Source organism: Pseudomonas sp. 2hn, assembly GCF_019646095.1.
Lineage (GTDB): Bacteria > Pseudomonadota > Gammaproteobacteria > Pseudomonadales > Pseudomonadaceae > Aquipseudomonas > Aquipseudomonas peradeniyensis.
This window is the reverse complement of the sequence record NZ_CP081016.1, coordinates 5,334,722-5,358,325: the sequence shown is the minus strand read 5'-3', so window position 1 is coordinate 5,358,325 and position 23,604 is coordinate 5,334,722. Positions and strand designations below refer to the sequence as shown.

Here is a 23,604-nt window from a genome sequence, read left to right as displayed (position 1 = left end):
CTATGCCCCACCCGCGTCCCTACAAAGTTGCACTCAACGGTTACGGCCGCATCGGCCGCTGTGTCCTGCGCGCACTGTTCGAGCGGGGGGCGAAGGCCGGTTTCGAGATCGTCGCGCTGAACGACCTGGCCGACCAGGCCAGCCTGGAATACCTGACGCGTTTCGACTCCACCCACGGGCGCTTCCCCGGCGAGGTGAAGGTCGACGGCGACTGTCTGCATATCAATGGCGACTGCGTGAAGGTGCTGCGCAGCGCCACCCCGGAAGGCATCGACTGGGCCGCCCTGGACATCGACCTGGTGCTGGAATGCTCCGGTGCCTACCACACCCGTGCCGACGGCCAGCGCTTCCTCGATGCCGGTGCGCCGCGGGTGCTGTTTTCCCAGCCCATGGCCAGCGAGGCGGACATCGACGCCACGGTGGTCTACGGCGTCAACCAGGATTGCCTGACCGGCAGCGAACTGCTGGTGTCCAACGCCTCCTGCACCACCAACTGCGGCGTGCCGCTGCTGCGCGTGCTGGACCAGGCCTTCGGCATCGAATACGTGCAGATCACCACCATCCACTCGGCGATGAACGACCAGCCGGTGATCGACGCCTACCATCACGAAGACCTGCGCCGCACCCGTTCGGCGTTCCAGTCGGTGATTCCGGTGTCCACGGGCCTGGCCCGGGGTATCGAGCGCCTGCTGCCGGAACTTGCCGGGCGAATCCAGGCCAAAGCGGTACGCGTGCCGACCGTCAACGTCTCGTGCCTGGACATCACCCTGCAGACTTCCCGTGATACCAGCACCGAGGAAGTCAACCGGGTGCTGCGCGAGGCCGCCCTGGACGGCCCGCTGAAAGGCTTGCTGGCCTACACCGAGCTGCCCCACGCCAGCTGTGATTTCAACCATGACCCGCATTCGGCCATCGTCGATGCCAGCCAGACCCGCGTCTCAGGCCCCCGCCTGGTGAACCTGCTGGCCTGGTTCGACAACGAATGGGGGTTTGCCAACCGTATGCTCGACGTTGCCGAACACTATCTGCACGTCGTTCACCCAACCCGCAGCAAACAGCCCTGAAGGACTGCATTCATGACCGTGTTGAAGATGACCGACCTCGACCTGCAAGGTAAGCGCGTACTGATCCGCGAAGACCTCAACGTCCCTGTGAAGGACGGTGTGGTGGCCAGCGACGCGCGTATCCTGGCAGCGCTGCCGACCATCAAGCTGGCCCTGGAGAAGGGCGCGGCGGTGATGGTCTGCTCGCACCTGGGCCGCCCGACCGAAGGTGAGTTCTCTGCCGAGAACAGCCTCAAGCCGGTTGCCGACTACCTGAGCAAGGCCCTGAGCCGCGACGTGCCGCTGGTCGCCGATTACCTCGACGGCGTTCAGGTTCAGGCCGGTGACCTGGTGCTGTTCGAAAACGTGCGCTTCAACAAGGGCGAGAAGAAGAACGCCGACGAGTTGGCACAGAAATACGCCGCCCTGTGCGACGTGTTCGTCATGGACGCCTTCGGTACCGCCCACCGCGCCGAGGGCTCCACCCACGGTGTTGCCAAGTTCGCCAAGGTCGCCGCCGCTGGCCCATTGCTGGCCGCCGAGCTGGATGCACTGGGCAAGGCCCTGAAAGCCCCGGCCAAGCCGATGGCCGCCATCGTCGCCGGTTCCAAGGTGTCGACCAAGCTGGACGTTCTGAACAGCCTGAGCGCGGTCTGCGACCAGCTGATCGTCGGTGGCGGCATCGCCAACACCTTCCTCGCCGCCGCCGGTCACCCGGTCGGCAAGTCGCTGTACGAACCTGACCTGGTCGAGACCGCCAAGGCCATCGCCGCCAAGGTCAGCGTGCCGCTGCCGGTGGACGTGGTGGTCGCCAAGGAATTCGCCGAAAGCGCCGAAGCCACCGTCAAGGCGATCGCCGACGTGGCCGCCGACGACATGATCCTGGACATCGGCCCGAAGACCGCCGAGCAGTTCGCCGAGTTGCTGAAGACCTCGAAGACTATCCTGTGGAACGGTCCGGTCGGTGTGTTCGAGTTCGACCAGTTCGGCAACGGCACCAAGGTCCTGGCCAAGGCCATCGCCGACAGCGCCGCGTTCTCCATCGCCGGTGGCGGCGACACCCTGGCGGCCATCGACAAGTATGGCGTGGGTGCCGATATCTCCTACATTTCTACCGGTGGCGGCGCGTTCCTCGAGTTCGTCGAGGGCAAGGTCCTGCCTGCCGTGGCAATCCTGGAAGAGCGGGCCAAGGCCTGAGCGTGAAGGCGCCTGGCAAAGGGAGCGACCTGATGGTCAAGCAATTGCCTGTGATGATCGTGGCCTTGTTGCTGGGCGCCTGCTCTAGCAACAAGGGCAGCGAGGCCGATCCGGCGCAGCCGCCCAAGGGCGGTTGCTACCAGTCCCAGTGGCAGGCGGAGACGGCACCGGTGATCAATAAGCGCCTGGGCCCGGACGGCCTGGAAAAGTACGACGACGAACACCAGCGCAAGGCCCCGGGCTGCCCTTGATCGGGTGGCTGGCAACCTGAGCCGGATTTCGTGGTCTTGGACATTGGGGCTGTCGTTGCGGCCTCATCGCGGGGCAAGTCAGCTCCCACGCACTCATCGTGGGAGCGGGCTTGCCCCGGCGATGAGGCCGGTACAGCGCTCCCGTAACGAGGATGTTTGATGAAAGCGCTTCTGGCCGTATTGGCCCTGGCGACCCTGGCAGGCTGCTCGCTGTTGCAGCCGGCCCAACCCGCCCCGGCGGACAACTGGACCCGCTGGGTCTGCGACAGCCAGGCCGAAGTGCTGTGGCGCTTCGCCGACGCGCAACAGGACGCGGTCGATGTCCGCCTTGGCGGCGGCGACCAGGTCCATCGGCTCAAGGCCGAACCGGGTGCCTCCGGCGCGCTGTACAGCGATGGCATGCTGGCCTTCCACACCAAAGGTGAAGAAGGCCTGGTGTACTGGGTGGCGACCAACGATCTGATTGGGCGGGGCTGCAAGGCACCGTGACTGGCCGGGCCACGTAGATGGCCCACACTACTTGAACAGCAACCGCCCCTGCGGCAGGCTTGCATGAAACAAACGACGCTTGTCGGGAGAGAGATACACAATGGCACTCATTAGCATGCGCCAGATGCTGGACCACGCCGCCGAGTTCGGCTACGGCGTTCCGGCTTTCAACGTCAACAACCTCGAGCAGATGCGCGCGATCATGGAAGCCGCCGACGCCACCGACTCTCCGGTCATCGTCCAGGCCTCGGCCGGCGCCCGCAAGTACGCGGGTGCCCCGTTCCTGCGCCACCTGATCCTGGCCGCCATCGAAGAGTTCCCGCACATCCCGGTGTGCATGCACCAGGACCACGGCACCAGCCCTGACGTGTGCCAGCGCTCGATCCAGCTGGGCTTCAGCTCGGTGATGATGGACGGCTCGCTGAAGGAAGACGGCAAGACCCCGTCCGACTACGACTACAACGTCCGCGTCACCCAGCAGACCGTGGCGTTCGCCCACGCCTGCGGCGTGTCGGTGGAAGGTGAGCTGGGCTGCCTGGGCAGCCTGGAGACCGGCCAGGCCGGCGAGGAAGACGGCGTCGGCGCCGAAGGCATCCTGGACCACAGCCAGATGCTGACCGACCCGGAAGAGGCCGCCGACTTCGTCAAGAAGACCCAGGTCGATGCCCTGGCCATCGCCATCGGCACCAGCCACGGCGCCTACAAGTTCACCAAGCCGCCAACCGGTGACATCCTGGCGATCGACCGCATCAAGGAAATCCACAAGCGCATCCCCAACACCCACCTGGTGATGCATGGTTCCTCCTCGGTGCCGCAGGACTGGCTGGCGATCATCAACGAGTACGGCGGCCAGATCAAAGAGACCTACGGCGTGCCGGTCGAAGAGATCGTCGAAGGCATCAAGTACGGCGTGCGCAAGGTCAACATCGACACCGACCTGCGCCTGGCCTCCACCGGTGCCATCCGCCGCTATATGGCCCAGCACCCGAGCGAGTTCGACCCACGCAAGTTCTTCGCCGAGACCGTGAAGGCCATGCGCGACGTGTGCATCGCTCGCTATGAAGCCTTCGGCACCGCCGGCAACGCTTCGAAGATCAAGCCGATCTCCCTGGAAGGCATGTTCCAGCGTTACGCCAAGGGTGAGCTGGCCGCCAAGATCAACTGATCCGGCGCCATTCAACGAAAAAGCCCGCAGCGATGCGGGCTTTTTTTTGCCCGTACGTCGCCTGCCCGCCGCTTATACCGTTAGTCGGCTAACATCGGTTCGGATGGCTTATGGCCATCTGCCTGCATTGCGTCTTCGGGTGCCGAGTCTAGAGTAACAATCGGATCCAATCACAAGTCGAAGTTTGGACTTACCAAGAGAAGCAGCATGGATGGCGCTTATTCACAATCACCGGAAAGCAGCTCGGTGCTGCTGGTCGTAGACGACTACCCGGAAAACCTCATCAGCATGCGGGCCCTGTTGTCCCGCCAGGATTGGCAGGTATTGACCGCCAGTTCAGGGATGGAAGCCCTGAGCACCCTGCTCGAACACGAAGTCGACCTGGTCCTGCTCGACGTGCAGATGCCTGAGATGGACGGCTTCGAAGTGGCCCGCCTGATGCGCGGCAGCCAACGCACGCGGCTGACCCCGATCATCTTCCTCACCGCCAACGAACAGTCCGATGCCGCAGTGCTTAAAGGCTATGCCAGCGGCGCGGTGGACTACCTGTTCAAACCCTTCGACCCGCAGATTCTCAAGCCCAAGGTCCAGGCCCTGCTGGAGCAGCAGCGCAACCGGCGCATGCTGCAACGCCTGACCCGCGAGCTGGAGTCGGCGCGGGCCTTCAATGCCTCGATCCTGGAGAACGCCGCCGAGGGCATCCTGGTGGTGGACGAGTCGGGCTGCATCGGCTTTGCCAACCCGGCGATCTCGCGCCTGCTCGATGCCCCGGTGGACAAGCTGCAGGGCGCGCACATGCTCGACCTTATCCAGCTGCCCTGCGCCAACCTGTGGCCCGAGTCGGATTTCTACCAGGCCTACCTGGGCCGGCAGATCTTCCGTGTGCACGACGCCCAGCTGCGCACCCTCGGCGGCCAGCCGGTACCGGTGGCGCTGTCCTGCGCGCCGTTGCCCGCCGAGCAGAAGGCCATGGTGGTGACGGTGCTGGACATGTCGGTGGTGCGCAGCCTGCACCAGCAGCTCGAGTACCAAGCGGTCACCGACCCGCTGACCGGGCTGCTCAATCGCCGTGGCTTCTACCAGGCCGCCGAAAGCGCGCTGTTGCGCAACGAGCGCTCGGACAAGGCCAAGGCCTTGATGTACATGGATCTGGACGGCTTCAAGCGGATCAACGACCTGCTTGGCCACGAGGCCGGCGACAAGGTCCTGCGCTGGGTGGCCGACCAGCTCAAGGAGTGCCTGGGCAGCGAGGCGCTGCTGGCCAGGATGGGTGGCGACGAGTTCACCGCGCTGTTCGATGGCCTGCCGTACCCCGAGCAGGCCGGGCGCTATGCCGAGAAGCTGCTGGAGCGGATGTCGAGCTTCCAGCAGGTGGACGGCCTGGAGGTCAACCTGGGGGTCAGTATCGGCATTGCCACCTACCCCGACTGCGGCGCCAACGTGGAAGGCCTGCTGCGGGCGGCCGATGCCGCGATGTATGCGGCCAAGCAGGCCGGCCGCCAGCAGTACCGCTTCTACGACCAGGAGCTCAACGGCCGTGCCCGCTCGCGGTTGATGCTCGAGGACAGCGTGCGCACGGCCATTGAGCAGAACGATTTCAGCCTGGTCTACCAGCCCCAGGTGGCGTTCGCCGATGGCCGGTTGCGTGGCTTCGAGGCGCTGTTGCGCTGGAAGCATCCAAGCGTCGGCGATGTGCCGCCCGGGCTGTTCATTCCCTTGTTGGAAGAGGCGCGCCTGATCAACCGCCTGGCCAGCTGGATCTATCGCAAGGGTGCTGCCCAGCGCAATGCCTGGAGCGATCGCTTCGGCTCGCAACTGGTGCTGGGCATCAGCCTGAGCCGCGCCCAGTTCACCATGCCAGGGTTGGTCGATGAGCTGGCCCAGGTGATCGACAAGCACCAGTTGCTGCCAGCCCAGCTGGAGGTTGAGGTGGCCGAGACGTCGCTGATGTACAACATCGACGCGGCGGTGAAGCAGGTGCATCGCCTGCGCGAGCTGGGTATTCGCGTGGCGCTGGACGACTTCGGTGCCGGCGATTGCTCGTTGCGCATGCTGCGCGACCTGCCCATCGACACCCTCAAACTTGACCGCCACCTGGTTGCGCGGCTGCCGGACTCGGCGGCGGATATCGCCCTGGTGCGCAGCGTCATTGGCCTGTGCGCGGCCTACGACATCACCGTGATTGCCGAGGGCGTGGAGACCCGGGCCCAGGCAGAATGGCTCAAGGACGCCGGCTGCGCCTACGTGCAGGGGTTCCTGGTCGCCCGTCCGCTGACCGCCAGCGATGCTGGCAACTTCCCGGTGGTTTTCCCATGGGCGTCGTGATTGGCTAAACTCGCGTCTTCCCGTTCCGAACGCCTGCCATGACCGCCTTACGCTACCTGCAAGCCTACCCGCCGCACCTGCAGGAACAGGTGCGCCAGATGATCGCCAGCGATCGCCTGGGCGACTACCTGCGCCAGCGCTACCCCGAGCGCCATGACGTGCAGAGTGACAAGGCGCTGTACGGCTATGCCCAGGAAATCAAGCAGCAGTACCTGCGCAGTGCGCCGCCGCTGGACAAGGTGCTGTTCGACAACCGCCTGGACCTTACCCACCGGGCGCTGGGCCTGAACACGGCGGTGTCGCGGGTGCAGGGCGGCAAGCTCAAGGCGAAGAAGGAAATCCGCGTCGCCTCGCTGTTTCGCGAGGCGGCGCCGCAGTTCCTGCGCATGATCGTGGTGCATGAGCTGGCGCACCTGAGGGAGCGCGACCACAACAAGGCCTTCTACCAGCTCTGCCAGCACATGGAGCCGGACTACCATCAACTGGAATTCGACCTGCGCGTCTACCTGACCTATCGGGAGCTGCCGGGCAACACCTGAGGGACAAGCACCCCATGACCACGGAAGTGAGCAAGACCCGCAGCAGCTTCTATCGCCGCCTCTACGTGGCCTGGCTGATCGACAGCCAGACCGCCACCAGCGTGCCAGCGCTGATGGAGGCCACCGGCATGCCGCGACGCACTGCCCAGGACACCATCGCCGCCCTGGCCGACCTGGATATCGTCTGTGAGTTCGAGCAGCAGGCCGGCGCGCGCAACCATGCCGGGCACTACCGCATCCGCGACTGGGGGGCGATCGACAAGCAGTGGATCATCCAGCACCTGCGCCAGTTGCGCGAAGTGTTGGGTTATCCCTGAGTTTCACTACCACCTGTACGTCATACCTCTCTTTCAGGATGTTCCGGATGTCTGCCAAGGCCATTGACGCTCGCTTCAGCAACTACGCCGCCATGGCCGATGGTGTCGCGACCCTGTTGTTCCCCCATGCCGAAGTGGTGGTCCACGACCTGCGCAGCCAGACGGTCGTGCATATCGCCAACAATATTTCCAGGCGGCAGTTGGGCGACGACTCGGCACTTGAGGATCTACCGGGCGAACTGAGCGCCACGACGCCGTTGGGGCCCTACGAGAAACTCAACTGGAACGGTCAGAAAGTGCGCTCGATCAGCAGTGTCATGGTCGATGAGGCCGGTGCTCCCGAGGCGCTGCTGTGCATCAACTTCAATGTCTCGGTGCTGGAGCAGGCCAAGCAGGCACTGGACCTGTTCTTCCAGGCCAGCCGCCTGCTGCCCCAGCCAGACGTGCTGTTCCGTGATGACTGGCAGGAGCGCATCAACACCTTCCTGCATGCCTGGCTCAGGCAGCATGGCTTGAGCCTCGAGGGGCTCAGCCGGGAGCAGAAACGCGAGCTGGTCGAGGCCCTGCACGGGGAAGGCGCCTTCCGCGGCGGTGGCACATACGACTACGTGGCCAATATCCTCGGCATGGGCAGGGCGACGGTTTACAAGTATGTGAAGCTCGCTCGGGAGGCATAGTTTCCAGGCTTGTACTTGGTGGAAAAATATTCTACGGTGGATTTTTATTCCATTTGGCGTCGGCGCCTGCCTGTCGCTTCCCGAGGAGATTCCACCCCATGCCTATCGACGATCTGGCGCTCGAGCAGCTGTACCAGTCCATTCTCCAGGCCCATCAGGCCCTGCGCCCGCAGGTGCCGGTGACCCCGCTGGCACGCAGCCTGGCGCTCTCGGCCATGACCGGCTGCGACGTTCATCTCAAGTGCGAACACCTCCAGCTGACCGGTTCGTTCAAGTTTCGCGGTGCCAGCAACAAGCTGCGGCTGCTGGGTGAGGCGCAGCGAAGCAGGGGGGTTATCGCTGCTTCCTCGGGCAATCATGGGCAAGGGCTTGCCCTGGCCGGTCAGCTGCTGGACGTGCCGGTGACGGTGTATGTCAGCGATGAAGCCTCGCCGGCCAAGATCGAGGCGATGCGTCTGCTGGGGGCGCAGGTGCAGGTTCTGGAGGTCGATTCGCTGGGGGCGGAGCAACTGGCTCGTGAAGAGGCTGGGCGTCAGAACAAGCCGTTCGTCTCACCTTACAACGATCTGGAGGTCATCGCCGGGCAGGGGACCATCGGCATGGAACTGTTCGAGCAGGCGCCGGACCTGGACGCGGTGTTCGTCGCGGTGGGCGGCGGCGGAATGGTCTCCGGCATCGCCACCGCACTGCACAAGCTGGCGCCGTCGGTACAGATCATCGGCTGCTGGCCGGCCAACGCGCCGACCCTGCAACGCTCCATCGAACAAGGCCGGATCATCGAGATGGATGAACTGCCGACCCTGTCCGACGGCACCGCTGGGGGCGTGGAGACGGACGCGGTCACCTTGCCTATCTGCCAGCGCCTGCTGACGCGCACCGTGCTGGTCAGCGAGGACGAGATCAGGCAGGCCATGCGTGATGCCGCTGCGTGCGAGCGCTGGATCATCGAAGGCGCTGCCGCCGTCGCGCTGGCCGGCATGAAGCAGCTGGCCGGGCGCTACCAGGGCAAGAAGGTGGCGGTGGTGTTGTGCGGACGCAATATCCAGTTGGAGAAATACCTGGAGGCCATCGCATGAAGATCCACGACCTGCAGGCGATCAAGGCCTGCCTCGACCTTGACGCGATCGAGCGGCGGCTGGTGGACGGTTTCAAGGCCTACAGTGCGGGCCTGGTGCAGGCCCCGCCGGTGCAGACTTTCCAGTTCCGTCAGGCCAATGGTGATTGCTGCATCAAATCGGCTTACCTCGAGGGCGGCGAAACCTTCGTGGTCAAGGTCTCCAGTGGTTTCTACGACAATCCGGGCAAGGGCCTGCCCAGCAATGACGGCTTGATGCTGGTGCTGTCGGCCCGCACCGGTGAACCGCTTGCATGGCTGGCCGATCAGGGCTGGCTGACTGCCGTGCGCACAGCCTTGGCCGGGCGCATTGTTGCCCGCCTGCTGGCGCCTCGCGAGGTCGAGGCCATCGGCGTGCTTGGCACCGGCCTGCAGGCCCGCCTGCAACTGGAGTACCTGATGCCGCTGACGAGCTGCCGTCAGGTGGTGGTCTGGGGGCGCAGCGAGCAAGGCCTGTCGGACTACCGTGAGCATGCCCGGGCGCTGGGCTTCAGCGTGCGGACGGTCGGACAGCCGCAGGCTGTCGCGCAGGCGGCCAACCTGATCGTCACCACCACCCCGTCACGTGAGCCGTTGCTCAGGCGCGAGTGGGTTCGTCCCGGCACCCATATCACGGCGGTCGGCGCGGACTGCGTCGGCAAGCAGGAGCTGGATGCGGCGCTGGTCGCTTCGATGTCGCGAATCATCGTCGACTCGCAGGTCCAGTGCGGGGCCTATGGCGAGGTTTCCCACGCGCTCAAGGCGGGGGCGCTCGAACCTTCCCGCCTATTGGAGCTGGGCGCGGTGCTGGCTGGCCAGGGCACTGGGCGTCAGGATCAGCACGAGGTTACCCTGGCCGACCTGACCGGTGTCGCAGTGCAGGATGCGCAAATTGCCCAGTGGGTCTTCGAGCGCCTGCGCGGTTGAACGATGAAATTATCCACAGTCCGGCCAAAATAGAGGCAATTTGACAGTATTGTCGCGTGCCACAACGCTCAGCCTTGTGTAGGCTGCCAGAGCAGTAGTCGTTAAGATCGCCGTTACCGCGTGGGTTACCAATTGCGAAAGGACTTGAGCATGCGGCCACTGCTTTGCGTTCTTGGTTTACTCGGGCTGTTGTGCGCGGGGCCTGCCCTGGCCCAGGGCAAGCTGCGGCTGGTGGCCGACAGCTGGCCGCCTTTTACCGACACCAGCATGCCCGGTGGCGGCCTGGCCACCAGCATCGTCACCACGGCGCTGACCCGTGCCGGCTACGCCACCGAGTTCGAGGAGGCGCCTTGGGCCAGGGCGCTGATGGGCGTGGGCGAGGGGCGCTACGACGTGCTGATCAACGCCTGGTACAACGACGAGCGAACCCTGATCGGCCAGTTCTCCGATGCCTACCTGGTCAACCGCATCCGCCTGCTCAAGCGTGAGGGCGAGGCGTTCGCCTATGCGCGCCAGTCCGACCTCTACCCCTACACCATCGCCGTGGTGCGCGATTACGCCTATTCCCCTGAATTCGACAGCGACGAGCGCCTGAACAAGGTGCCGGTACGCAGCTTCTCGTCCGCGGTGCGCATGCTGGCGGCCGGCAGGGTCAACCTGGCGGTGGAGGATGAGTTCGTGGCGCGCTACAACCTGCAACGCGAGCCGCAGCCGGTGCGGGAGGGGGTGGCGTTCGTCGATCCGCCGCTGAGCGAGAACAGCCTGCATATCCTGGTCAGTCTCAAGCACCCGGAGCACCAGAAGATCGTCGCCCGCTTCGAGAAGGCCATCGCCGCGATGAAGGCCGACGGCAGTTACGACCGGTTGCTGCGCCAGCATGGGTTTTGATCGCGGGTCGATCAGGCGGGTTCGCCTTCCTTGATCAGATGCCCTGCCAGGGTGCGCAATGGCCCGAGTTGCCGGCAGATCAGCGCCAGTTGCGTCTGCACCAGCCGCTGATGCTCGTCCAGCTCCTCCGGCATCTGCTCCAGCGCATTGGCCAGGGCTTCTTCGGCATCGCTGTGGATCGCCACCGGCAAGCGCGCCGCCAGGCCATTGGCAATTTCGTCGAGGCTGCTGGCCAGGCTCCGCCCGGCGCCATCGATCAGCTGCTCGTGGACCTCGGTCGGCAGCGCCGTGTCGCGGTGCGCCCCGAGCCCCGAGAGGTAGCTGAGCAAGGTGTGTGACAGCACCAGGAAGCGGAAGCCGACATCGGCCTCCTTACGGAAATGCCCCGGCTCCATCAGCATGTTGGCCAAGGTGGTGGACAATGCCGCGTCGGCGTTGTGCGCGTTGCGCCGGGCCAGGCGATAGGCCAGGTCGTCGCGCTTACCGTGGGCGTACTGCTGCATGATCTGGCGCAGGTACTCGCTGGCGCAGGCCAGGGTGTTGGCCAGCACCTTGTTCAGCCGTCGGCCCTGCCAGTCGGGGAGGAACAGGAACACCGCGAGAATGGCGATCAGGCTGCCCACCAGGGTATCGAACAGGCGTGGCAGGAACAGGCCGTAGCCATCGCCGATCTGATTGAAGCAGAACAGCACCATCAGGGTGATCGCCGCCGTGGCCAGGGTGTAGCGGGTGGTGCGGTTGACGAAGAACACCACCCCGGCGACCACCGCGAACAGCGATTGGATGATCGGGTTGGGGAACAGGTCGAACAGCGCCCAGCCCACGGTCAGGCCGATGGCAGTGCCGAAGATCCGCTGCACCAGCTTGCGCCGGGTCGCGCCATAGTTGGGCTGGCAGACGAACAGCGTAGTGAGGATGATCCAGTAGCCCTGGGTCGGGTGGATCAGGTGCACCATGCCATAGCCCACCGACAGCGCCAGCGACAGGCGCAGGGCGTGGCGGAACAGCAGCGATGTCGGCGTCAGCTGGGTGCGCAGGCGTTTCCACACGTCCTTGAGGTTGCGGGGCGAGCGGTCGAGCAGGCTGCTGTCGCTGGCATCGGCCAGGCTGTCCGGGTTGCTCGCGGCGCTGAGCAGTCGGTCGAGGGTAGCCAGGTTGGCGGCCAGCGCGCGCAGCGAGCGCAGCAGGCCGCGCCAGGCCGGATTGCTTTGGATGCGCAGGTGCTCGAGCGAAGCATTGAGGTCTTCCAGGGCCTCGGGGTAGCCGCTGGCGAGCACGAAGGGCTGGCGCAGGCGAATCGAGCGGGCCAGCTCCTGGCAGGATGAGCCCTGTTTGCGCAGCAGGCGCTGGCAGCGGAACATCACATCGCTGTGGAAGAAGGCGTCGGTCAACGCGTTGTAGGGGTAGTGCGAGGCACTGACCCGCTCATGGATGTCCTGGGCCAGGAAGTACAGCTTGAGGTAGCGGCTGACCTTGGAGTTGGGCTGGCTGTTGCCGACCCGGTGCAGGATGATTTCCTTGGCCGCGTTGAGCGCCGCCACCACCCTGCCGTTCTGCTTGGCCAGTTCCAGGCGCGTGGCCTCGACGTCGAGAGTGCGCACCGGCTCGAACAGGCTGGCCTTGAGCTTGAGGTAGCTGCCCAGCTCGTAGAACAACTTGGCCAAGCTCTGTTGCACCGGCTGGTTGGAGAACAGCGCCTGCCACAGCACCGACAGCAGCCCATACCAGGCCGCTCCCGCCACCAGCAGCAACGGCTCGTGCCAGAAATCGCTGACTTCACCGCCGCGCTGGTCGACGCCGATCATCGTATAGACCGACAGGATCAGCGTGGCCGAGGCAATCGCCCCGTAGCGCTCGCCCAGGGCCCCGAGCATGGTCAGGGAAAACGCCGCCAGGGCCAGGGCGACGGCGAAGATCCAGGGGTAGGGGAACAGCAGCTCGACCGACAGCGCGGCGATGGCGAAGCAGCCCAGGGTCACCAGCAGGGCGCTGAGCCGGCCCTGCCAGCCATCGTCGGTTTCGGCCAGGGCACTGGCGATGATGCCGAGGAACAGGGGAATCAGCAGGCTCATCTCGTTCTGGTACCAGCACCAGGCCATGCTGCCGGTGAGGGCGATGGTCACGCGGATGGCGTAGCTGAACTTGTCTTGGCCCCACAGGCGACGCAATGAATGGCGGAACGAGCTCGATGACATGATGGCCCTGGGCTGAGATCAGTTGAATACCTTCGAGGCCCTTTCGCGGCACAAGGCCGCTCCTACAGAGGGACGCGATCTCCTGTAGGAGCGGCCTTGTGCCGCGATAGGGCCGCACAGCGGCCCCAAAAAATGGCGCTCAAGCACAGACCAGCAAGAAGCGTTCCGTGCTGCTGAATGGATTCTACTCTACACGAACTGTGCCGCCGCGTTGGCCGAAGCCCAGGCCCACTGGAAGTTGAAACCGCCCAGGTGCCCGCTCACGTCCAGCACCTCGCCGATGAAGTAAAGCCCAGGGCTCTTCAGCGATTCCATGGTCTTGGACGACACCTCGCGGGTGTCCACGCCACCCAGGGTCACTTCCGCGGTGCGATAGCCCTCGGTGCCGGCCGGGATAACCTGCCAGGCCGCCAGTTTTTCGGCGATCTGGGTCAATTCCGCCGGGGTGTACTGCTTCAATGGTTTCGAAACGAACCACTGCTCGGCCAGCAGGTTAGCCAGCTTGCGGGTGAACACCTCGCCCAGCACCGTCTTCAGTTCGCTGTTGGGGCGTTCGACTTGCTGGCCCTGCAGCCACTCCAGCGCATCGCGATCAGGCAGCAGGTTGATCTCCACCGTGTCGCCAGCTTCCCAGAACGACGAGATCTGCAGGATCGCCGGGCCGCTCAGGCCGCGGTGGGTGAACAGCAGGTTCTCGCGGAAGCTTGTGCCATTGCAGCTGGCGACGCAGTCCAGCGAGGTACCCGACAGCTCGGTGCACAGTGCCTTGAGCTGGGGCTCGGTGATGGTGAACGGCACCAGACCGGCGCGGGTCGGCAGCAGCTCATGGCCGAACTGGCGGGCGACCTGGTAGCCAAAGCCGGTGGCGCCCAAGGTCGGGATCGACAGGCCGCCGGTGGCGATCACCAGCGACTGGCAGGCGAATGGGCCGGCGCTGGTCTGCAGGGTATAGCCGCCTTCGGTCTTGTCGATGCGCTCGATGCTGGTGTTCATGCGCAGCTCGGCGCCAGCCTCGTCGCACTCGGCCAGGAGCATGTCGAGGATGTCGCTGGACTTGTTGTCGCAGAACAGCTGGCCGAGCTTCTTCTCGTGGTACGGCACGCCGTGCTTGCACACCAGCTCGATGAAGTCCCACTGGGTGTAGCGGGCCAGCGCCGACTTGCAGAAGTGCGGGTTGTGCGAGAGGAAGTTGGCCGGCTCGGTGTACATGTTGGTGAAGTTGCAGCGCCCGCCGCCGGACATGAGGATCTTCTTGCCCGGCTTGTTGGCGTGGTCGAGCAGCAGCACCCGGCGCCCGCGGCGGGCGCTGAGCTGGGCGCACATCAGGCCGGCGGCGCCGGCGCCGAGGATGATCACGTCGGTGGAGTGCACGTGGGTGAACCTTTGCAATTGGAGTTGAGTGTCAGGGCAGCGTGGGAGCGGGCTTGCCCCGCGATGGCGCCAGCAGGGGCAACATCATTGCCTGGCTTGACGCTATCGCGGGGCAAGCCCGCTCCCACGGGATCTGTGCAGGGCTTAGATAATACGGACTTTCAGGGCACGACCCTTGATCTTGCCGCTGTTCAGCCGCTGCATGGCCTGCTTGGCCACCGCCCGCTCCACAGCCACGAACGCCACGAAATCGAAGATGGCGATCTTGCCCACCTGCTTGCCCGGCAGCCCGGCATCGCCGGTCAGCGCGCCGAGGATGTCGCCCGGACGCAGCTTGTCCTTGCGTCCGGCACCGATGCACAGGGTAGTCATCGCCGGCAGCAGCGGCTCGCCTCCCTTGTTCTTGAGGTTGTCCAGCTGTTCCCAGCGCAGCGGCTTGTTCTGCAGGTCCTCGATGGCCTGGGCGCGATGGCCTTCGGCCGGGGCCACCAGGCTGATCGCCACGCCTTTCTCGCCGGCGCGACCGGTACGGCCGACGCGGTGCACGTGGATCTCGGCGTCACGGGCCAGCTCGACGTTGATCACCAGGTCCAGGCCGTCGATGTCCAGGCCACGGGCGGCCACGTCGGTGGCCACCAGCACCGAGCTGCTGCGGTTGGCGAACATCGTCAGCACCTGGTCGCGATCGCGCTGCTCCAGGTCGCCATGCAGGGCCTGGGCGACGATGCCCTTGGCGGTCAGGTGGGTGACCAGGTCTTCGCACTGCTGCTTGGTGAAGCAGAACGCCACGCAGGACTGCGGGCGGTAGTGGCCGAGCACGCGGGTCACCGCTTCCAGGCGCTGCTGCGGGTCGATCTCGATGAAGCGCTGTTCGATCTGGCTGTCGCTGTGCAGCGCCTCGACCTTGACCTGCTGCGGCTGGCGCATGAAGTCCTTGGCCAGTTGCTCGATGCCGGCCGGGTAGGTGGCGGAGAACAGCAGGGTCTGGCGGCGCGACGGGGTCTTGCCGATGATGCTGGCGATGGCGTCGAAGAAGCCCATGTCGAGCATGCGGTCGGCTTCGTCCAGGACCAGGGTGTTGAGGCCGTCGAGCACCAGTGTGCCTTTGTCCAGGTGCTGCTGGATGCGCCCCGGGGTGCCGACGATGATGTGCGCGCCGTGTTCCAGCGAGGCGATCTGCGGGCCCAGCGAGACGCCGCCGCACAGGGTGAGGATCTTGATGTTGTCCTCGGCGCGGGCCAGGCGGCGCAGCTCCTTGGCCACCTGGTCGGCCAGTTCGCGGGTCGGGCACAGCACCAGGGCCTGGCAGCCGAAGTAGCGCGGATTGATCGGGTTGAGCAGGCCGATGCCGAAAGCGGCGGTCTTGCCGCTACCGGTCTTGGCCTGGGCGATCAGGTCCTGGCCCTTGAGGATGACCGGCAGGCTCTGGGCCTGGATCGGCGTCATCGAGGCGTAGCCCAGGGCGTCCAGGTTGGCCAGCATGGCGGCGGACAGCGGTAGGGTGGCAAAAGCGGTGGTTTCAACGGTCACGAGGCGGGCCTACGGTGCGAAGCGAAAAATGCCGCATAGTCTACCAGCCTCGAAGCCATTCACCCTACGACTCGACGTGTTCTTCCGGACGACGCGCACGCCTTCCGTCCGTCGGCGCCAGTTGCAGGAAGATCGCCGCCGCCAGCATGGCCATCACGCCGATGGTGACGAAGGTCAGCTGGAACGCGCCCAAGGTGCTCTCCACACCATCGCCGCTGCCGGCCGCGGTGAAGCCGCCGAGCAAGGCGCCGGCGCAGGCCACGCCCAGGCTCAGCGACAGTTGCGCGACCACCGACAGCAGGCTGTTGCCGCTGCTGGCGCTGGCGTCGTCGAGGTCGATCAGGGTCACGGTGTTCATCGCCGTGAACTGCATCGAGTTGACCGCCCCCAGCAGCGCCAGTTGCACCAGCAGCAAGGCATAGGGCGTCTGCTCGTCGACCAGCCCCAGGCTGGCCAGCAGCAGGCCCAGCAGCAGGGTGTTGCCGGTCAGTACGATGCGATAGCCCAGGCGCTCGATCAGCGGCCGGGCGATGGACTTGGCGAGCATCGCCGCCGCCGCCAGCGGGATCATGCTCATGCCGGCCTGGGCCGGCGAATAGCCCAACGCCACCTGCAGCAGCAACGGCACCAGGAAGGGCAGGGCGCCGCTGCCCAGGCGGGCGAACAGGTTGCCGAGGATGCCGATGGCGAAGGTTCGTACGCGGAACAGCGAGGGCGAGAACAGGGGCTCCGGATCACGTCCGGCGCGCAGCCAGTAGGCGGCCAGGCAGGCCATGCCGGCGAACAGCAACAGCATCACCCGCAGGTGCGGCAGGTGCAATTCGCCCAGGCCCTCCATGGCGATGGTGATCAGCACCATCGCCGCGCCGAACAGCAGGAAGCCCGGGCCATCGAAGCTGGTGCGTTCGGCGCCGCGCAGATCGGGGATGAACTTCCACACGGCGTAGCAGCCCAGTGCCCCCACCGGCAGGTTGATCAGGAAGATCCAGTGCCAGCTGAGGATCTCCACCAGCCAGCCGCCCAGGGTCGGACCCAGCAGCGGGCCGAGCAGGCCGGGGATGGTGATGAAACTCATGATCCGCACCAGCTCCGAGCGCGGGTAGGCGCGCAGCACCACCAGGCGCCCGACCGGCAGCATCAGCGCGCCGCCAAGGCCCTGGATCACCCGGGCGAGGATCAGGAAACCGAGGCTGTTGGCCATGGCGCACAACAGCGAACCGAAGCTGAACAGCAGGATGGCGCTGAAGAAGATGCGCTTGGTGCCGAAACGGTCGGCGATCCAGCCCGAGGCCGGGATCAGCAGGGCCACGGTGAGCATGTAGGCGATGATCACCCCCTGCATGCGCAGCGGGTCCTCGGCCAGGGAGCGGGCCATGGCCGGCAGCGCGGTGTTGAGGATGGTGCCGTCGAGCGACTGCATGAAGAAGGCGATGGCCACCACCCAGGGGATCCAGCGGGCGGTGACGGGGTCCAGTGGTGCGCGGTCGGGCATGAGAAACCTCAGGCGAGTGTGGGGCCCATTGTGGGAGGGGCGTGGGAGCAGTCCACAGCGTGGGAGCGGGCTTGCCCCGCGATGGCGTCGGATCAGCCATTGATGTTGCCTTGACTGGCCCTATCGCGGGGCAAGCCCGCTCCCACGCTGTAGTCTTACAAGGTCAAGGTGAGCCCTTGGACCAACGCCCCCGGCAAATGACTCGACCCGGTGCTGCGCTGCCCGTAGGTGCTGGTCGAGAGGATCATCTCGCGCTCCTGGGTCAGGTCTTCGAGCTGGCTGCCCAGCAGGTTGTACAGGCTGTCGTCGAAGCGCATGGTGCTTACCGGCCCCTGAATCTGCCCATTTTCCACCCAAAACGTGGCGAAGCGGGTCAGCCCGGTCATGCGCGCCGCGGGCAGGTCCGAATAGTTCAGGTACCACAGGTTGCTGATGTACAGCCCGGTGCCCAGACGCTCCAGTACCTCTTCGCCGGGCAGGTTGCCCGGTGCCAGGCTCAGCGCGCACGGCGACTCATGGCTGTCGGCGCCATTGGCCTCCTGGGCGAACTCGGCGGCGCTGCGGGCGCTTACCAGCCGCTCCAGCGCACGGCCTTCGCCGATCAGCAGCAGGTCGCGACGGGGCGAGCCTTCGTCGGAGAACGCCGGGCTCAGCGAGCCGCTGACCTGCTCGCTGAAACTCACCTGCGGGCTCAGTTGCGCGTCGCCGTTGTACAGGCGCTGCAGCGGGCTGTTGCCCGTGGCCAGGGCCTGCGCGGAGAAACCGCCCCAGCAGAGCATGCCGGCGATCTCGTCCATCGCCGCTGGCGCCAGGTAGGCACGGTAGCTGCCGGGCTTGAGGGTGATGGCCGGGCGTCCCAGGTACGCCAGCTGTTCGCGGGCCTGGCGCAGGCGCGCGGCGAAGGTCTCGCCGCTCCAGGCCTGTCCGGCATAGTTGGCCTTGACCGCTTGGCCGTTGGCGTGGAACAGGCTCCAGTCGAAGTTGAAACTGTTCGCCTGGTGCCAGCCGAAGGCCCCGAAGGAACTGGCGAAGCCCCGGCAGATGGGGCCGGCGGCATAGATGCCGACCAGGTCCAGGTCGCCGGCTTCGCGCTCGACCAGGGCCAGCACTTCGTCCAGTTCGGGCAATGGCTGCTCCAGCAGGCTATGGCTGTGCCAGGCGCTGTCGTCGAGGTTCAGGTAGGGATCCACCGCCAGCAATGGCAAGGTCTGGCGCAACTGCACCAGGGCGTCGTGCAGACGCCGCTGGTCGAGCTCGGGATCGTCCCCCAGGGTGATCTGCTGCTCGGCCTGGCGCCCTTCGCGCACCAGTCGCAGGTGCACGCTGGCCTGGCTGACCAGCCCGGCCTGGCGCACCTTGGCATGGTTGAAGCGCACGAACTGCGAATGCTCGGCGCTGTAGCCGAGGGTGAACTGCTCGCCCGGCTGCACGGCGGCGTTCAGGCTGTCGAGCAGGTTTTCGAAACGTTGCTGGTACAGGGTGCTCATCAGGCGTCTCCCCCGAATACGTCGATCTGGCGGAACACGCAGGCCGGCGAGGCATGGCCGACGCGCACTACCTGGTTGGGCTCGCCCTTGCCGCAGTTGGGCGTGCCGAGCACCTGGAAGGTGCTGCTGTCGCCCACGGCCGAGAGGTTGCGCCAGAAGTCGGCGGAGATGCCCCGGTAGTTCGGGTTCTTCACCACGCCCTTGAGCTCGCCGTTTTCGATCAACTGCCCCCACTCGCAGCCGAACTGGAACTTGTTGCGCGCATCGTCGATGGACCAGGAGCGGTTGGTGCGCATCAGGATGCCGTGCTCGATGCCACTGACCAGTTGTTCGAGCGACTGGTCGCCCGGCTCGATGTTGAGGTTGGCCATGCGGTCGATCGGCGCGCGGTTCCAGCCGCAGGCGCGGCTGTTGGCGACGCCGTCCAGGCCCGAGCGCAGCTGCGACAGGGCGCCGCCCAGGGGGCGCTCCAGCAGGCCGTCGCGGATCAGGAACTGCTTGCTGGCCGGGGTGCCGTCGTCATCGAAGCTGTAGCTGGCCAGCTCCTCGCGAAGGGTCGGATCGAAGGTCACGTTGAGCAGCTTCGAGCCGTACTGCAGATGGCCAAAGTCGCCGGCTTTGACGAAGCTGGTGCCGGCGTAGTTGCGCTCATCGCCGAGGATGCGGTCCAGCTCCAGCGGGTGGCCGATGGACTCGTGGATCTGCAGCATCATCTGGTCGGGCATCAGCAGCAGGTCGCGCCGGCCGCTTGGGGTATTCGGCGCCAGCAGCAGTTGCAGCGCCTCGTCGGCCACCCGGCGGGCCGCGCCGACCAGGCCACAGCGCTCGATCACCTCGAAGCCGCCCTGCTGGCCGAAGTTTTCCCGGCCCAGGCTACGGCTCTGGCTGTCCTGGCCGTCGCTGGCGGTGACGCCCAAGCCCGGGTAGACGAAGCGTTGGGCATGGCGCAGCTCGGCGCCGGCGGAGTTCAGGTAGGTCTGCTCGACCACGCTGATGCCCAGGCTGGCCTGCCAGTCCACCAGGCGTTCGTCCTTGGGCACGCTGGCCGATTCGGCGGCCAGCAGGTCCAGGCAGTCGGCGAGGTTGGGCAGAGGCTGTTCGAAGTTGGGCGAGACATGGTCGTGGCGCCCGTCCGGGGCCGGCTGGTTGCTCAGGTCGAGCAGGCTGCTGGCCTTGATCCGCCGGGCCAGCGCCTCGGCCTGCTCAAGGGCGCGTTGCAGCCCGGCCTGGGACAGGTCGGCGGTGGCCGCGTAGGCCTCGACGCCCTCCACCCGCACGGTGAGCATGGCGCCTTCGTCCTGGCTGAAGAAGGGCGGCTCGGCGACGTTGCGCCGCACCGACAGTGACTGGTGCGATTGCTTCACATGGCGAAGCGAGAACAGTTCGGCCGTGCTGCGCAGCGCGGCAAAGCGCTGGCGCAGCAGGGTGCTGGAGTCGAACATCGGAAACCTCCGTGTGTGCGGTGGTTCCCCCTAGAACCACCCCTCTTGCATCGCGAGGCAGGTGTCGTCGCGGGCCTCGAGCAAAGCGAGGTCATTATGGCAGCCCGGCACTTCCCAGGTTAGGAAATAACGCGCGGCCTGAAGTTTGCCCAGGTAGAAGTCGCGATCGCTGCCCTTGAGCAGGCCGACCTCGGCATGAATGGCCTGCTCCAGCCAGCGCCAGCCGATCACGCAGTGGCCGAACACCTTGAGGTACAGCGCCGAGTTGGCCAGCGCGCCGGCGACCTTGCCGGCGGCCAGGTCGCCGAGCAGGGTGAGGGTCACGCTCTGCAGGCGGTTGACCAGGTGCTCCAGGGGCTGGCGCAACGGATCGAGGTTCGGGTGATGGCTGGCGCGCTCGCAGGTGCCGGCGATCAGGCGAATCAGTTGCTTGAGCCCGGCGCCGTTGTTCTGCGCCAGCTTGCGCCCGAGCAGGTCGAGGGACTGGATGCCCTCGGTGCCCTCGTGGATCGGGTTGAGACGGTTGTCGCGGTAATACTGCTCGACCGGGTACTCACGGGTGTAGCCGTGGCCGCCAAGGATCTGGATCGCCAGTTCGTTGGCTTTCAGGCAGAACGCCGAGGGCCAGGACTTGACGATGGGGGTGAGCAGGTCGAGCAGTTCCAAGGCTTGCCGGCGAGCCTCAGCATCCGCGACGGTGTGGGTGTCATCGAACAGCCGGGCCGCGTACAGGCCCAGGTCGAAAGCACCCTCGACGTAGGCCTTCTGTGCCAGCAGCATGCGCTTCACATCGCTGTGCTCGATGATCGGCACGGCGGGGCTATGCGGGTCCTTGTTGTCCGGCAGGCGGCCCTGTGGACGTTGGCGGGCGTAGTCCAGGGAATACAGGTAGCCGGCGTAGCCCAGCATCACCGCGCCCATGCCGACGCCGATGCGCGCTTCGTTCATCATCTGGAACATGCAGGCCAGGCCCTGGTGCGGCTGGCCCACCAGGTAGCCGACACACTGGCCGTTGTCCCCGAAGTTAAGCGCCGTGGAGGTGGTGCCGCGCCAGCCCATCTTGTGGAACAGGCCGGCCAGCAGCACGTCGTTGCGCGGCCCCAGGCTGCCGTCGGCGTTGACCAGGTACTTGGGCACGATGAACAGCGAGATGCCCTTCACACCTGGCGGCGCGTCCGGCAGCTTGGCCAGGACCATGTGCACGATGTTCTCCGAAAGCTCGTGGTCGCCGCCGGAGATGAAGATCTTGTTGCCCTTGAGTCGGTAGGTGCCGTCGCTTGCGGGTTCGGCGCGGGTGCGGATGTCGGCCAGGGACGAGCCGGCATGGGGCTCGGTCAGGGCCATGGTGCCGAAGTAGCGGCCTTCGATCATCGGTTGCAGGAACAGGCGCTGCTGTTCGACGCTGGCGAAGCTCTCGATCAGGTTGGCCGCGCCCATGGTCAGGAACGGGTAGGCCGTGGTACCGGCGTTGGCAGCCTGGAAGTGGGCGAAGCAGGCTTGCGACACCAGGCTGGGCAACTGCATGCCGCCGACTTCGAAGTCACGGTTGGCGTTGAGGAAGCCCGCTTCGAGGAAGGCGTCGACCGCAGGCTTCACCTCCGGGATCAGCTCGGCACTGCCGTCCACGTAGCGCGGCTCATTTTCATCGCCCTTGCGGTTGTGCGGGGCGAAGTACTTTTCGGCAATGGTGCGGGCGGTGGTCAGCGCCGCGTCGAAGGTCTCGCGGCTGTGCTCGGCGAAACGCGGGCGCTGGGTCAGGGCCTCGGCGTCGAGGACTTCGTAGAGTTCGAAGGCGAGGTTGCGGCTGCTGAGGAGTTGCTCGGACATGGCGGCATTCCTGGTTCGGGATGCAGCGAGTCTAGGCAAGGTGATGGGGCAGGGGACAGGTTAATTGGTTTGGGTGATATGGGGACAGAAGTTGCCGTCGCCCAGGCCGTCTTGGGTTGCGCCGGGCGGTATGGGCGTGGGTGTTACCCGTCGCAAAGCCTTGTCACGCAATTGCGCTTATATCGATATCGATATAGTTTTATCTTTGCCGCTCATGGAGAGCTTACGCCTCCGGTATGGACAAGCCAGGCGAGTGCATTGGCGGGAGCGTGCAGGATGCATGATGGGCAAAAGCCAATCGAATGGTTGGGTAGCAGCAAGCAGGACCTGCGGGACTTTCCGATTGTGGCAAGGCAGCGGGCCGGGTATCAGCTGGAGCTGATCCAGGGCGGTGAGGCCCCCTTCGACTGGAAACCAATGGAAAGCGTTGGGCCTGGGACGCGGGAAATCCGCATCAAGTGCCAGGACGGGGCGTTTCGGGTGTTCTACGTCGTGAGTCGACCAGAAGCGGTTTATGTCCTGCACGCGTTTCGCAAGACGACCGAGAAGACGGAAAAGCGCGATATCGATCTGGCGAAAGCGCGATACAAATGGTTGGGCGCCTGCTGAGCTGGAGTCGACAGTGTTTGAACGAGACGGATGCACAGAGGGATTTGCGATGACAAACGAACGCTCCACTTCGGTATGGGATGCGCTGTTCGACTCACCGGAAGAGGCCGAGAACCTGCGGCTTCGGGCGAAGCTGATGAGGGTGTTGGCCAGGATTGTCCGGTCCTGGGATCTGCCGCAGAAAGACGCAGCACGGCAACTGCATCTGACTCAGCCACGCTTGAGTGACTTGCTCAATGGCAAGATAGACAAGTTCTCGCTGGATGCACTGGTGAATATTCTGGCGAACGCCGACCTGGAAGTTGACTTCACGGTGAAAAAGAAATCTGCGTGATGGTTGCTTCACTTTAGTTGCGCGGGCTTTTCCTGATTAGGTGAGGGCTGCCAGGTGTTCGCCGAAAGTTCTTCAGCGCCTATGAGATCGAGCGCCGCCCGCGCGAGGCAAGGCCGCTCCTACATCTGTTTCGGGCCAATGAGTCCTGTGAGAGTACCGCTGCCCGCCTTGGCGCATGCCTTGAGTCATGTGGGGCGGCAGTAATGCCCACGCTGAAATTGTTTCGAGCCAATAAGGCGGATCAGGTATTGGCACAGGAGATACTGGCCCGAAACAAATGTAGGAGGGGCCTTGCGTCGCGAAAGGGCTGCGCAGCAGCCCCGGGATTTCAGCGTTGTCGCAAAGATCGCCGGGGCCGCTTTGCGGCCCTTTCGCGACGCAAGGCCGCTCCTACAGGGACCGTGCC

Annotated in this window: 21 protein-coding genes; 14 read left to right on the top strand and 7 right to left on the bottom strand. The window is 65.4% G+C overall.

Features of this window, described 5'->3' with window-relative positions:
• The first annotated feature begins 2 nt into the window (after nucleotides 1-2).
• The 12 genes from epd to K2O50_RS24135 all read left to right on the top strand — a co-directional run bounded on the left by epd (nucleotide 3) and on the right by K2O50_RS24135 (nucleotide 10,911).
• The gene (gene epd / locus K2O50_RS24190; RefSeq protein ID WP_050707217.1) at nucleotides 3-1,064 is read left to right on the top strand and encodes an erythrose-4-phosphate dehydrogenase; all 1,062 of its coding nucleotides are present in this window, start codon (nucleotides 3-5) and stop codon (nucleotides 1,062-1,064) included.
• 12 nt (nucleotides 1,065-1,076) lie between these two features.
• On the top strand, nucleotides 1,077-2,240 hold the full coding sequence (locus K2O50_RS24185; RefSeq protein WP_050707216.1) for a phosphoglycerate kinase: 1,164 nt from the start codon (nucleotides 1,077-1,079) through the stop codon (nucleotides 2,238-2,240).
• Nucleotides 2,241-2,272: 32 nt separating this feature from the next.
• On the top strand, nucleotides 2,273-2,491 hold the full coding sequence (locus K2O50_RS24180; protein WP_050707230.1) for a hypothetical protein: 219 nt from the start codon (nucleotides 2,273-2,275) through the stop codon (nucleotides 2,489-2,491).
• Nucleotides 2,492-2,650: 159 nt separating this feature from the next.
• Complete coding sequence (locus K2O50_RS24175) at nucleotides 2,651-2,980, top strand: MliC family protein (RefSeq protein ID WP_050707215.1); 330 nt, start codon at nucleotides 2,651-2,653, stop codon at nucleotides 2,978-2,980.
• 100 nt (nucleotides 2,981-3,080) lie between these two features.
• The gene (gene fba / locus K2O50_RS24170) at nucleotides 3,081-4,145 is read left to right on the top strand and encodes a class II fructose-bisphosphate aldolase (protein ID WP_050707214.1); all 1,065 of its coding nucleotides are present in this window, start codon (nucleotides 3,081-3,083) and stop codon (nucleotides 4,143-4,145) included.
• 207 nt (nucleotides 4,146-4,352) lie between these two features.
• The gene (locus K2O50_RS24165; RefSeq protein ID WP_050707213.1) at nucleotides 4,353-6,470 is read left to right on the top strand and encodes a bifunctional diguanylate cyclase/phosphodiesterase; all 2,118 of its coding nucleotides are present in this window, start codon (nucleotides 4,353-4,355) and stop codon (nucleotides 6,468-6,470) included.
• 38 nt (nucleotides 6,471-6,508) lie between these two features.
• The gene (locus tag K2O50_RS24160) at nucleotides 6,509-7,009 is read left to right on the top strand and encodes a M48 family metallopeptidase (protein ID WP_023631708.1); all 501 of its coding nucleotides are present in this window, start codon (nucleotides 6,509-6,511) and stop codon (nucleotides 7,007-7,009) included.
• Nucleotides 7,010-7,023: 14 nt separating this feature from the next.
• Nucleotides 7,024-7,326 carry a helix-turn-helix domain-containing protein gene (locus K2O50_RS24155; RefSeq protein ID WP_028688318.1) on the top strand — a complete coding sequence of 101 codons (303 nt, stop codon included), beginning with the start codon at nucleotides 7,024-7,026 and terminating at the stop codon, nucleotides 7,324-7,326.
• A gap of 47 nt (nucleotides 7,327-7,373) precedes the next feature.
• Complete coding sequence (locus K2O50_RS24150) at nucleotides 7,374-8,003, top strand: transcriptional regulator (RefSeq protein ID WP_050707212.1); 630 nt, start codon at nucleotides 7,374-7,376, stop codon at nucleotides 8,001-8,003.
• A gap of 98 nt (nucleotides 8,004-8,101) precedes the next feature.
• Nucleotides 8,102-9,079 carry a threonine/serine dehydratase gene (locus K2O50_RS24145; RefSeq protein ID WP_050707211.1) on the top strand — a complete coding sequence of 326 codons (978 nt, stop codon included), beginning with the start codon at nucleotides 8,102-8,104 and terminating at the stop codon, nucleotides 9,077-9,079.
• Nucleotides 9,076-10,023, top strand: a complete 948-nt coding sequence (locus K2O50_RS24140) for an ornithine cyclodeaminase family protein (protein WP_050707210.1) — start codon at nucleotides 9,076-9,078, stop codon at nucleotides 10,021-10,023. Before K2O50_RS24145 ends, K2O50_RS24140 begins: the two co-directional genes overlap by 4 nt.
• 150 nt (nucleotides 10,024-10,173) lie before the next feature.
• A complete protein-coding gene (locus K2O50_RS24135) occupies nucleotides 10,174-10,911 on the top strand; it encodes an ABC transporter substrate-binding protein (protein WP_050707209.1) in 738 nt (245 codons plus the stop codon).
• 11 nt (nucleotides 10,912-10,922) lie between these two features.
• On the opposite strand, the gene yccS is transcribed toward K2O50_RS24135, so the two are convergent.
• The 7 genes from yccS to K2O50_RS24100 form a co-directional block, all read right to left on the bottom strand.
• A complete protein-coding gene (gene yccS, locus K2O50_RS24130) occupies nucleotides 10,923-13,106 on the bottom strand; it encodes a YccS family putative transporter (RefSeq protein ID WP_050707208.1) in 2,184 nt (727 codons plus the stop codon).
• Between the two features lie 189 nt (nucleotides 13,107-13,295).
• Complete coding sequence (locus K2O50_RS24125) at nucleotides 13,296-14,477, bottom strand: NAD(P)/FAD-dependent oxidoreductase (protein WP_050707207.1); 1,182 nt, start codon at nucleotides 14,475-14,477, stop codon at nucleotides 13,296-13,298.
• Between the two features lie 144 nt (nucleotides 14,478-14,621).
• Nucleotides 14,622-15,959, bottom strand: a complete 1,338-nt coding sequence (gene dbpA / locus K2O50_RS24120; RefSeq protein ID WP_256206027.1) for an ATP-dependent RNA helicase DbpA — start codon at nucleotides 15,957-15,959, stop codon at nucleotides 14,622-14,624.
• Between the two features lie 112 nt (nucleotides 15,960-16,071).
• Entirely contained in the window at nucleotides 16,072-17,499 is a 1,428-nt protein-coding gene (mdtD, locus tag K2O50_RS24115) for a multidrug transporter subunit MdtD (RefSeq protein ID WP_050707205.1), read from the bottom strand.
• Between the two features lie 155 nt (nucleotides 17,500-17,654).
• Nucleotides 17,655-18,986: a TldD/PmbA family protein gene (locus tag K2O50_RS24110; protein ID WP_050707204.1), complete on the bottom strand. Its 1,332-nt coding sequence runs from the start codon at nucleotides 18,984-18,986 to the stop codon at nucleotides 17,655-17,657.
• Nucleotides 18,986-20,428 (bottom strand): TldD/PmbA family protein, encoded by a 1,443-nt coding sequence (locus K2O50_RS24105; RefSeq protein ID WP_050707203.1) that lies wholly within the window; start codon nucleotides 20,426-20,428, stop codon nucleotides 18,986-18,988. The genes K2O50_RS24110 and K2O50_RS24105 overlap by 1 nt, the downstream gene beginning before the upstream one ends.
• A gap of 30 nt (nucleotides 20,429-20,458) precedes the next feature.
• The gene (locus K2O50_RS24100) at nucleotides 20,459-22,255 is read right to left on the bottom strand and encodes an acyl-CoA dehydrogenase (RefSeq protein ID WP_050707202.1); all 1,797 of its coding nucleotides are present in this window, start codon (nucleotides 22,253-22,255) and stop codon (nucleotides 20,459-20,461) included.
• Between the two features lie 276 nt (nucleotides 22,256-22,531).
• Between K2O50_RS24100 and K2O50_RS24095 the strand changes: the two genes are divergently transcribed.
• Together K2O50_RS24095 and K2O50_RS24090 are read left to right on the top strand one after the other, a co-directional pair.
• The gene (locus K2O50_RS24095) at nucleotides 22,532-22,864 is read left to right on the top strand and encodes a type II toxin-antitoxin system RelE/ParE family toxin (RefSeq protein ID WP_050707201.1); all 333 of its coding nucleotides are present in this window, start codon (nucleotides 22,532-22,534) and stop codon (nucleotides 22,862-22,864) included.
• A gap of 49 nt (nucleotides 22,865-22,913) precedes the next feature.
• Nucleotides 22,914-23,198: a helix-turn-helix domain-containing protein gene (locus K2O50_RS24090; protein ID WP_050707200.1), complete on the top strand. Its 285-nt coding sequence runs from the start codon at nucleotides 22,914-22,916 to the stop codon at nucleotides 23,196-23,198.
• Nucleotides 23,199-23,604: the final 406 nt, after the last annotated feature.